Annotated in this window: 7 protein-coding genes; 4 read left to right on the plus strand and 3 right to left on the minus strand. The window is 69.9% G+C overall.

Annotated features, from left to right (window positions below; translation table 11 throughout):
* Positions 1-167 precede the first annotated feature (167 nt).
* The gene (locus ACWDR3_RS16060) at positions 168-2,945 is read right to left on the minus strand and encodes a carbohydrate-binding protein (protein WP_450353098.1); all 2,778 of its coding nucleotides are present in this window, start codon (positions 2,943-2,945) and stop codon (positions 168-170) included.
* Between the two features lie 272 nt (positions 2,946-3,217).
* Between ACWDR3_RS16060 and ACWDR3_RS16065 the strand changes: the two genes are divergently transcribed.
* The 4 genes from ACWDR3_RS16065 (at position 3,218) to ACWDR3_RS16080 (ending at position 6,902) form a co-directional block, all read left to right on the plus strand.
* Positions 3,218-3,724: a SigE family RNA polymerase sigma factor gene (locus tag ACWDR3_RS16065; protein ID WP_450353099.1), complete on the plus strand. Its 507-nt coding sequence runs from the start codon at positions 3,218-3,220 to the stop codon at positions 3,722-3,724.
* Positions 3,725-3,734: 10 nt separating this feature from the next.
* Positions 3,735-4,277: a hypothetical protein gene (locus tag ACWDR3_RS16070; protein WP_450353100.1), complete on the plus strand. Its 543-nt coding sequence runs from the start codon at positions 3,735-3,737 to the stop codon at positions 4,275-4,277.
* 136 nt (positions 4,278-4,413) lie between these two features.
* Positions 4,414-5,637, plus strand: a complete 1,224-nt coding sequence (locus ACWDR3_RS16075; RefSeq protein WP_450353101.1) for a glycosyltransferase — start codon at positions 4,414-4,416, stop codon at positions 5,635-5,637.
* An 86-nt stretch (positions 5,638-5,723) separates the two neighbouring features.
* The gene (locus ACWDR3_RS16080) at positions 5,724-6,902 is read left to right on the plus strand and encodes a hypothetical protein (RefSeq protein ID WP_450353105.1); all 1,179 of its coding nucleotides are present in this window, start codon (positions 5,724-5,726) and stop codon (positions 6,900-6,902) included.
* Here the strand turns inward: ACWDR3_RS16080 and ACWDR3_RS16085 are convergent.
* Together ACWDR3_RS16085 and ACWDR3_RS16090 are read right to left on the minus strand one after the other, a co-directional pair.
* On the minus strand, positions 6,899-9,106 hold the full coding sequence (locus tag ACWDR3_RS16085; RefSeq protein WP_450353102.1) for an MMPL family transporter: 2,208 nt from the start codon (positions 9,104-9,106) through the stop codon (positions 6,899-6,901). The two genes, ACWDR3_RS16080 and ACWDR3_RS16085, sit on opposite strands and share 4 nt — an antisense overlap.
* Before the next feature lie 154 nt (positions 9,107-9,260).
* The coding region (locus ACWDR3_RS16090) for a TetR family transcriptional regulator C-terminal domain-containing protein (RefSeq protein WP_450353103.1) at positions 9,261-9,738 on the minus strand (478 nt) is incomplete at its 5' end.

Here is a 9,738-nt window from a genome sequence, read left to right on the forward strand (position 1 = left end):
GGGGTTGGTGACGATGCATGGGGGACCGTAATATCGTTGGCATGATCACGCAATAACAAGACAGAACTCTGCAACAAATAAAAATGTGGGCTGCAAGATCTCAGGTACCCGCGCACATGACGGTGCCGCCGGACGGAGCGTCCGGCGACACCGTGGGGAGCGTGAGGTCAGGCGGCCCAGATCTGGAACTCGGAGACCTGGCCCGCGGGCCAGCCGTTGTTGGCCGTGACGGTGGCACGGTAGTAGCGCTGAGTGGTCGCAGGGAAGGTGAGCGTGACGGTGTTCTTGGTGCCCGGGTCGAAGGTGTAGGCGGCCGAGGGCTTCAGGGTGGTGAAGGTCGTGCCGTCCGTGCTGCCGGCCAGAGTGAGCGTCTGACTGCGGGCGCCCCAGCCGGCGGGCAGTTGCAGCACCACGCGCGAGGCGCTGCGGGCCGTACCGAGATCGACCTGGACCCACTGCGGGAACCTGTTGTTGACGCTCTCCCAGTAGGAACCCTGGTTGCCGTCCGTCACGTTCGACGACGGGTACACGTCGGTGTGGCTGGACTCGCTGGTGGGCTTGCCGGCGGCGAGATTGGTGGCCGGGGTGTCGGTACTCCCGGTGAAGTTCAGGTAGTTGATGTTCCAGCCGCCGGTGTCCTGATGGAGCGTCAGGATCTGTCGGCCGGCGGGCAGGGTCACGCGGGTGGTCGCGGTGCCCCAGGTCTGCCAGTCGCCGGTGGCCGGTAGGTCGACGGCGCCGCTGAGGTTCGTGCCGGAGGCGTCCGACAGGTGCAGCGCCCCGGGCGCGGCGACCGGCGCAGCGATGCGCAGGTCGACGGTGTAGGTGCCGGCCGTGGCGACGTCGACGGTGTAGCGGAACCACTGTCCGGCGCCGGTCCAGCCCAGGTTGTAACCGCCGCCGGTGTCCGAGGAGTTGTCCAGGTCGATGCCGTCGGCGCGGTAGGAGTTGGCGTTGCCGTTGACGGAGGTGACGTTGTATGCGACCCCCTGGCCGCCGGTGTCGTAGTTCTCCGCCTGCACGGTGCCGGGCACGGCGGCCGGGGTGCCGCCGTAGGGTGCCTCGGGAGCGGGCGGCGGCCAGTGGTTGTCGCTCAAGGTGGCGGTGAATCCGGTGGAGTTGTTGACGAAGGCCGAGGCACCGGCGGTGAGCCCGGTGACCGTGTTGCCGGTGATCGTCGCGGAGCCGGTGGGCGCCGGGTAGAACGACGGTGAGATCGCGATGCCGTTGCGGCCGGGGTTGTTGACGGTGTTGTCCTGGAGCAGCGTGTTGGTCGAGGTGGAGAAGCCGATCCCGTCGTAGAGGGAGTCATTGACGGTGTTGCCGGTGACCGTGACCTGGTCGACGATCCCGGTGTTCTGTCCGTCGCCGCCGTTGCCTATGTGCAGGGCGGGTTGGCCCTGGCTGTAGGCGTTGCCGCCGGAGCGGACCACGGTGTTGCCGGTCACGGTCGCGGACAGCAGGTCGCTGCCGTTGACACCGAAGCGCCCGGCGCCCAGGCCGATGTAGCGGGCGGTGTCGCTGATGTAGTTGTTCCTGACCTGGTGGCCGCTGCCGCCGTAGATCCCGACGCCCTTGCCGCCCCAGGGCGCGATCGAGGTGTTGTCACTGACCGTGACATTGGTCATCGGGTGGTAGAAGGTCTGCGAACCGTCGCTGTTGGTGTTGTAGTTGACCGAGTTGATGGCGATCGCGTCGTCCCCGGTGCCGCGGACGAAGTTGTTGGTGACCGTCAGGTTGTTCCCGGTGTCGGCGTTCAGGGATACGTTGTTGACGTTGATCCCGTCCGCCCAGATCGAGGTCAGCCTGCTGTTCTGCACCTTGCCGCCGGTGCCGGAGGCCCAGAAGCCCGACATGGTGTGCTGGGTCCAGATGCCTTCGGCCAGCCAGTCGGTGCCGGTGGTGTCCATCGCGCCGCCATCGCCGCCGATGGTGCTCCGGCTGACCGCGTTGGCGTCGATGTGGAAGTTACGCACCGTGCAGGACGTGAGGTCGAACAGGGCTGCCAGCGGTGTGCTGTTGGGGACCGGGACGTCACGGTAGACCGTGCTGTACCAGAGCCCCGCGCCCGCGATGGTGATGCCCTGCGCGTTCAGTCCCGCGGTGCCCTTCACGTAGAAGGTGCCCTGCGGGATCCACAGGATCTTCCCCTGCGCCTCCGCCTGGTCGATGCAGGTCTGGATGGCGGCCCGGCTGTCCACGGCCTGGCTGTCGGCCGCGCCGTTGGTCGGGGCGTTGGACGCCACCGCGCCGCAGCTCGTGATCGAGATCGAGTTCGCGGGCTGTGCCTGCGGCGCGGGCGGGTTCTCCACGTCGACGGAGTCCACGTCGTAGAAGGACGCGCTGTTGTCCGCGTCCTTGCGCAGCGAGAACGTGGCGCCCGCCGGGATCGGGGCGCCGGTGACGAAGGTGTGCGACTCGTCCCAGAAGACCCTCGGGTTCCCGTCGGCCGGGTTCTGGTTGTCGCTGGTGTTGTAGTTGCCGTTGCCCTCGTACACCCAGGTCTGCTTCGAGTTGAGGTTCAGCGCCTGCCTGAATACCCCGTTGACGTACAGGTTCAGCGTTCCGGTGCTGCCGCCGCCGGACGCTGAATCCGGAATGCCGGCGCGGACGTTGAGGAACGAGATGGGCTGCCCGGTGGTGTTCGTCCACTGCACCGACTGGCCCGTGCCGTCCAGGTGGACATAGGAATGGCCCGAGGCCTCCAGGGTGGCGCTGGAGTACTGGGTCGTCGGCGCCGAGGTCAGCGACCGGACGGCCGCACCTCCGGCGGGCGTTCCCGCCTCGGCCTCGTAGATCTTGAACGGCGTGGTCGCACCGACGGCCGCGGCTCGTGTGTCAGCGGCCGCGGTCGGTGCGGCGACGGCCGGTGGGACGGACACGCACATCGCGCCGACCGCGGCGACGACCGCCGCCAGTCGCCGGGGTCTGGGGATCGTCAGCATGTGGGGCTCCTTCACGGGGTGGGGGGAGACCGGCGCCCCGACCGTACTGAGCCCTCTTCCACTCCGCTAGATTCCAACGAAGTAAAGAATGTACTGCGCAAGCCACTGCAAATTTCTTGCTCAAGATGCGCAAATTTCGAACGAGTCGCGATCATCGCCGAATCCACGGATGTAACCCGGATCACAGCCCTGAAGTGCAGCGCGGTGCGGGGTCCAGAGCCTTTCTCTCTGGGTAAGGGGCTTTGCCCGCACGGGGACGGTGGACGGTACGGATGGAACAGAGTCGGGCCGAGGGGTTCGACGGCTTCGTGGCAGCGCGCTGGTCGGCGCTGTTCCATCTGGCCTGTCTGCTCGCGGGAGGCGATCGGCACCGTGCCGAGGACCTGCTCCAGGAGGCGATGGTCAAGCTCTGGTTCGCCTGGCCGAAGGTCGGCGAGGAGGCACCGGAACCGTACGTGCGCAAGATCCTGGCGCGGGCGGCGGCCCGTTCGGCGCGGCGGCGCTGGTGGGGTGAGCGCCCGGTCGAGCAGCTGCCGGACCTCGCGCAGGTGGACGACGTGTCCGCGACCGTGGCGGAGCGCTCACGGCTGGAGGCGGCGCTGGCCCAGCTGTCGCCGGCGCAGCGGGCCGCCGTGGTGCTGCGCTACTACCAGGACCTGCCCGACAAGCAGGTCGCCGAAGTGCTGGGGTGTCCGGTCGGCACCGCCCGGTCCCATGCGTCACGGGGCGTGGCGCGGCTGCGCCGGATCCTCGGCGATGTCATCGAGACGGTGGGATGAGGGGGCGTTGATGGACCAGTTCGAGCGGGAGCTCGCGCGGATGATGCGCGACGCCCAGGAAACGACCCCCTTCGAACCGCGGCACCGGACCCGGCTGCGGGACGGTGTGCGGGCCCGGCGCCGGGTCCGTGCTGCGCGCAGGGCCGTCGGATCGGTCCTGGCCGTCGCCGGAATCGGCCTCGGCTTCTTCCTGGTGCCCCATGCCGGGGTGGACAACGGGCCGCAGTCCCCACTCCCCCGCCCCGCCCTGAGCCCGACGCTCCCGACCCCCGGCCCGACCCTGACCCCGGGCTCGTCCCCGAGCACGACCACCAGCCCGACACCGACGGACACCTTCGGGTCGTCCATCGGGTCCTCCGGCACCCCGACCTCGACCCCGACCGGGAGTTCGAGCATCGGGACCTCGGACCCGCCCGCGACCAACTCGGCGGCGCCGCCGTCCGGCACGGAGACGACCGGCGCGCCCACGGGTCAGAACACCGCGTCGGGTTCGGTCACCACACCGCCGGCGACGGAGACGTCGGCGACCGTGGGCACGGCGGGCTCCGGCTGACCCGTCCCGCCGACCACCCCACCCCCCCACCCGTAACCCCTGAGCGCGGTACTGCCCGCAGGCGATACCGGCATGCCCCGCGACGGCCCGAAGATACGGACAGAACGTGACAATGCTGATGAATCAGAGCGGTCGGATGAGTCAACTGCCGTTCCCCACACCGGTGTCGGCACACCACCGAGAGCCCGTCCTCGACGTGGTCGTCCCGGTGTTCAACGAGCAGAAGGACCTGGAGCCGAGCGTACGGCGGCTCCACGCCCATCTGCGGGAGACGTTCCCGTACCCGTTCCGCATCACCGTCGCGGACAACGCCAGCACCGACGAGACCCCGCACATCGCGGCTCGACTGGCCGCCGAACTGCCGGAGTTGGAGTGGCTACGACTCGCCGAGAAAGGCCGGGGCCGAGCACTCCACGCGGCCTGGTCCGGGTCGCGCGCACCCGTGCTCGCCTACGTCGACGTCGACCTGTCGACCGATCTGGCGGCGCTCCTCCCGCTGGTCGCCCCGCTGATCTCCGGCCACTCCGACATCGCGATCGGCACCCGCCTCGCCCGTGGCTCCCGGGTGGTGCGCGGCCCCAAGCGGGAGGCCATCTCCCGTTGCTACAACGCCCTGTTGCGCTCCACGCTGGCCGTCGGCTTCTCCGACGCGCAGTGCGGTTTCAAGGCGGTACGACGTGATGTCGCCGAGCGGCTGCTGCCCCTGGTGCGGGACTCGGGGTGGTTCTTCGACACCGAGCTGCTGGTGATCGCCGAACGCGCCGGACTGCGCATCCACGAGGTGCCGGTCGACTGGGTGGACGACCCCGACAGCCGGGTCGACCTCCTGTCCACGGCACTGGCCGACCTGCGCGGAATCGCCCGCATAGGACGGGAGTTGGCGCGCGGCACGCTCCCGACAACGGGACTGAGCCGGGGCACGGACGACTCGCCCGCGGGCGGTCTGGCCGGCCAAGTGCTGCGCTTCGCCGCCGTGGGAGCGGTGAGCTCCCTCGGATACGTCCTGCTGTACGTGGTGTTGCGTCCGGAGACGGGCGGGCAGGCCGCCAACGCGCTGGCCCTGCTGGTCTGCGCGCTGGCCAACACCGCCGCGAACCGCCGCCTCACCTTCGGCCTGCGGGGCCGCGCCGGCGCACTGCGCCACCAGGCCCAGGGCCTCCTGGTCTTCACGGTCGGCCTGGCCCTCACCAGCGGTTCACTGGCGCTCCTGCACCGCACCACGCCAACTCCCGCCCGCAGCACGGAGATCGGGGTACTGGTCGCCGCCAACCTGGCCGCGACTCTCGTACGCTTCTTGCTCTTTCGGGCCTGGGTGTTCCCCACCGGGCGCCACCGTGATTCGGAGGCGACCGCGAAGTGAGCGACACGACGACCTTGACCCCACCCGTCACCGAGGCAGCGCGGGACACCTCAACGGCCCGTCCCTACAAGGACGTTGGCGCGTACCTGCGTTCCACGGTCAGGTACTACGGCCCCGTGCTCGCGCTGTACGGCGTGCTGAAGCTGATCGGCTTCGCCGTCTTCATGTACCTCCTGGACTCCGACGGCGACTTCCGGACGAGGAACCCGCGCTTCGGCGGCGGCGCCCACGTCTGGGACGTACTCGCCACCTGGGACGGCTGGTGGTACCAGCAGATCGCCGCGAACGGCTACGACCCGGCCCTCGTCCGGATCCCCGGCGCCACCGGACTGATCACCCTCGAAGGCAACTCGGCGGCCTTCTTCCCGCTCTATCCGGCGACGATGCGCCTGGTCTCCGACTGCACGGGCCTGGGCCTGTACGGCTCCGGCATGCTGGTCTCGGTCGTCGCCTCGTTCGCCGCCGCGCTCGGCATCCACGCCGTCACCGCCCGATTCGGGGGCCGGCGGGCCGGGTTGGCCGCCGCCGGACTGTGGGCCGTGTGGCCCGGCTCCGGCACGGAGTGGTCGGCCTACTCGGACTCCCTCTACATCGCCCTCGCCGTCTGGGCCTGCCACGCCGTCATGACCGACCGCTGGCTCACCGCGGGCGTCCTCACCTTCACCGCCGGCCTGGGCCGCCCCACCGCCGTCGCGCTCATCGCCGCGCTCACCGTCGCGGCCCTGGGGACGCTCCACCGCAGTCGGGAGAACCTCACGGGCCCGTGGATCGCGATAGGCATCGCGCCGCTCGGACTGCTCGGCTACCTGCTGTGGGTCGGCAACCAAATGGGTGATCTGACGGGCTACTTCAAGCTCCAGAGCGGCGCCTGGGCGCACACCTTCGACTACGGCGAACACACCGTCGACGTCGTCGGCTCCATCGCGACCGGCCGCTTCGACTACCTCTTCGCGTATCCCCTCGAAGACGTCATCGGCGTGGCCGTCCTCCTGCTGACCGCGCTTCTGCTCCCCCTCCTGATCCGGCTGCGCCCACCGGCGGTCCTGCTCGTCCACACGGTGCTCACCATCGCCCTGGTCCTGGGCAGCCAGCAGATATTCGGCAACGTCTCGCGCTATCTCCTCCCGTGCTTCCCCCTCTTCATCCCCCTGGCGCTCAAACTCCGCACCCTCGGCCTGCCCACGCTGTGCCTGCTGCTCGGCATCGCGGCGGTCGCGTCGGGGTCGTACGCCGGGTATGTGCTGTTCGAGGTGGGGGTCCCCTAGGAAACCGGTTCGAGTTCCTTGTGGTCCGCCGGTGCCGTCTTCCGCAGGCTGCTTCCCTCGACGTCGAGGTCGGGCAGGATCCGGTCCAGCCAGGCGGGCAGCCACCAGGCGCGGCGGCCGGCGAGCGCGAGGACCGCCGGTACGAGGGTCATGCGGACGGCGAAGGCGTCGATGGCCACGCCCACGGCCAGGGCGAACGCGATGGGTTTGATGAGGGAGTCGTCCAGCGGGAAGAACCCGGCGAAGACGGTGAACATGATCAGGGCGGCGGCGGTGACGACCCGCACGCTGCCGCGCGCGCCGTCGACGACCGACTGCCGGGCCCGGCCGGTGCGGGCCCATTCCTCGCGCATCCCGGACACGAGGAACACCTCGTAGTCCATGGCCAGTCCGAACAGCACGCCGATCAGGATGATCGGCAGGAAGCTGACGACGGGACCGCTGTGCGGCACGCCGAGGGCGTCGGCCAGCCAGCCCCACTGGAAGACGGCGACGACAAGACCGAGCGAGGCGCCCACCGAGAGCAGGAAGCCGACGGCGGCCTTGACGGGGATGACCAGGGACCGGAACACGATCATCAGCAGGATCAGGCTGAGGCCGACGACGATGGCGACGAAGGGCAGCAGGGAGTCGCTGAGCCGGTTGGAGACGTCGATGTTGACGGCGGTGGTGCCGGTGACCGCGATCGAGGCGCCGGTGGTGTCACGGAGGCCGGGCGCGATGTCCCGGATCTCGTGGACCAGTTGATCGGTGCGGGCGCTGTCGGGGCCGGAGGCGGGCAGGACGGTGATGACGCTCTGCGCCGGGTCGCTGGTGGGCTGCGGCGGCAGGACGGCCTTGACGTCCTTCAAGGTCCTCAGTTTCTCGGCCACTTGGGCTCCGGCGCGTGAACTCGCCTCGGCCGTACCGCCGTTGGTCTCGGCGAGAACGAGCAGCGGGCCGTTGAAGCCGGGCCCGAACTTGTCGTCGATCGTGTCGTAGGCCGTGCGCTGGGTGGAGCCGTGCGGGGCGGAGCTGTTGTCGGGCAGGGCCAGGCGCAGGTCCGCGGCGGGCAGCATGAGGGTGATCAGGACGCCCGCGACGGCGAGCACGGTCAGCAGCGGCTTGGCGATGACCCACTTCGTCCACCGGGCGCCCAGCGTGGTACGGCCGCTGGTGCCCTCCTCGTCGGTGGCCCGCCGGGCGGCGCGGCTGCCGGGCCTGGGGGCGAGCCGCGCGCCGGCGAATCCCGCGATGGCCGGGACGAGCGTGATCGCTGCCAGTACGGCGATCAGTACGGCACCGGCGGCCCCGAGGCCCATCGTGGTCAGGAACGGGATGCCGATGACGCTCAGCGCGGCGAGCGCGATGATCACGGTGGTGCCGGCGAAGACGACGGCGCTTCCGGCCGTACCGACGGCCAGCGCGACGGATTCCTTCGGGTCGGTGCCGCGGGCGAGTTGCTGTCGGTGGCGGGAGAGGATGAACAGGACGTAGTCGATCCCGACGGCCAGGCCCAGCATCAGGGCGAGCGTGACGGCCGTGGAGGAGATGCTGACCGCGGGCGCGAGAGCGAGCAGTCCGGCCAGCCCTGCGGCCACACCGATGAGCGCGGGCAGCAGCGCCATGCCGGCGGCGAGCAGCGATCCGAACGTGACGACGAGGACGAGCAGCGCCACGGCCACGCCGATGATCTCCGACGGACCGACGTGAACTCCGTTGCTGTTGAAGACGGATCCGCCCACCGACGTCCGCAGCCCGTCCTTCTCCGCCGCGCGGGCCGCGTCCTTGAGCGCGTCCACGGACGACGTACGGACCTCCGCGGTCTGCACGGGGTACTGGACCTGGACGATCGCCGTCGTCCGGTCGGCCGAGACGGCGCCGGAGGACTGCGGGTCGACGACCTCGCTGACCTGCGGTGCCTTCTTGGCCTCCGCCACGGCCCGGGCGATGGCCGTCGCGTAGGTCGCCTCGGTGACCCGGTGACCCTCGGGCGCGCTGAAGACGATCTCCGCGCTCGCGCCCGACGCCTCCGGAAGGGTCCTGCTCAGGCTGTCCAGCGCCCGCTGCGACTCGGTGCCCGGCACCGAGAAGCGGTCGTCGAGCTTGCCGCCGAAGACGCTGACGCAGGTGATGAGCGCGGCCAGGACGAAGAGCCATATACCCAGGACGAGCTTTCGGTGCCGGTAGGCGCGGTGACCCAGCCGGTGCAGCAGGACGGCCATGACGAACTCCCTCGAACGGTGTCGGTAGCCCGACTTTATCACCTGCTCAAGTCGAGTGACTAAGTCCATGGACCGTGACGCCTGAGAAGGGCCGTACATACAGGTCAGGGCGCCCTCGTGAGGTACGAGGGCGCCCTGTACTTGCCGCGTCGACTCAGGGGCGCACCCTGGGTACGGCCACCAGGTCCAGTCGGCCGCCGGCCATCGCCACCACAGCCGACACGAAGGCCTGGAGGCAGGTGTGTTCGGCCTCCTCGTCGGGGAGCGCGAGGTGTTGCAGCGTGAGCCCGTCGAAGCCGGCCAGGAAGAACCGCGCGATCGCGTCCACGGGCTGGGCGAGGGGTCGGCCGGTCCGTTCGGCCGCCTCGGTGATCAGTCGCGCGGTCACCTCGGTCACCCCCCGGTAGTGGGCTTCGAGGGCCTCGCTCAGAGCGGGCGAGCGGAGCGCGAACATGGTCAGTTCCGTGAGGAGTTGATGACTTTCGGGCTGTTCGAGCACCGTCCGCCACAGCGCGGTCACCAACGCGCTCGCCGTCTCCTCGAACCCTCCGTCGGCCGGTGCGGCCCCCTCGACCTGGGCCACCAGATCCTGCGTGAGCTGCTCCATGACCGCGAGGTACAGCTCTTCCTTC

The sequence above is a fragment of the Streptomyces sp. NPDC001002 genome, from assembly GCF_053599215.1.

Coding starts and splice junctions, on each gene's coding strand:
- ACWDR3_RS16060 (WP_450353098.1), bottom strand. CDS start 2,945: ATGCTGACGATCCCCAGACCCCGGCGACTGGCGGCGGTCGTCGCCGCG.
- ACWDR3_RS16065 (WP_450353099.1), top strand. CDS start 3,218: ATGGAACAGAGTCGGGCCGAGGGGTTCGACGGCTTCGTGGCAGCGCGC.
- ACWDR3_RS16070 (WP_450353100.1), top strand. CDS start 3,735: ATGGACCAGTTCGAGCGGGAGCTCGCGCGGATGATGCGCGACGCCCAG.
- ACWDR3_RS16075 (WP_450353101.1), top strand. CDS start 4,414: ATGAGTCAACTGCCGTTCCCCACACCGGTGTCGGCACACCACCGAGAG.
- ACWDR3_RS16085 (WP_450353102.1), bottom strand. CDS start 9,106: ATGGCCGTCCTGCTGCACCGGCTGGGTCACCGCGCCTACCGGCACCGA.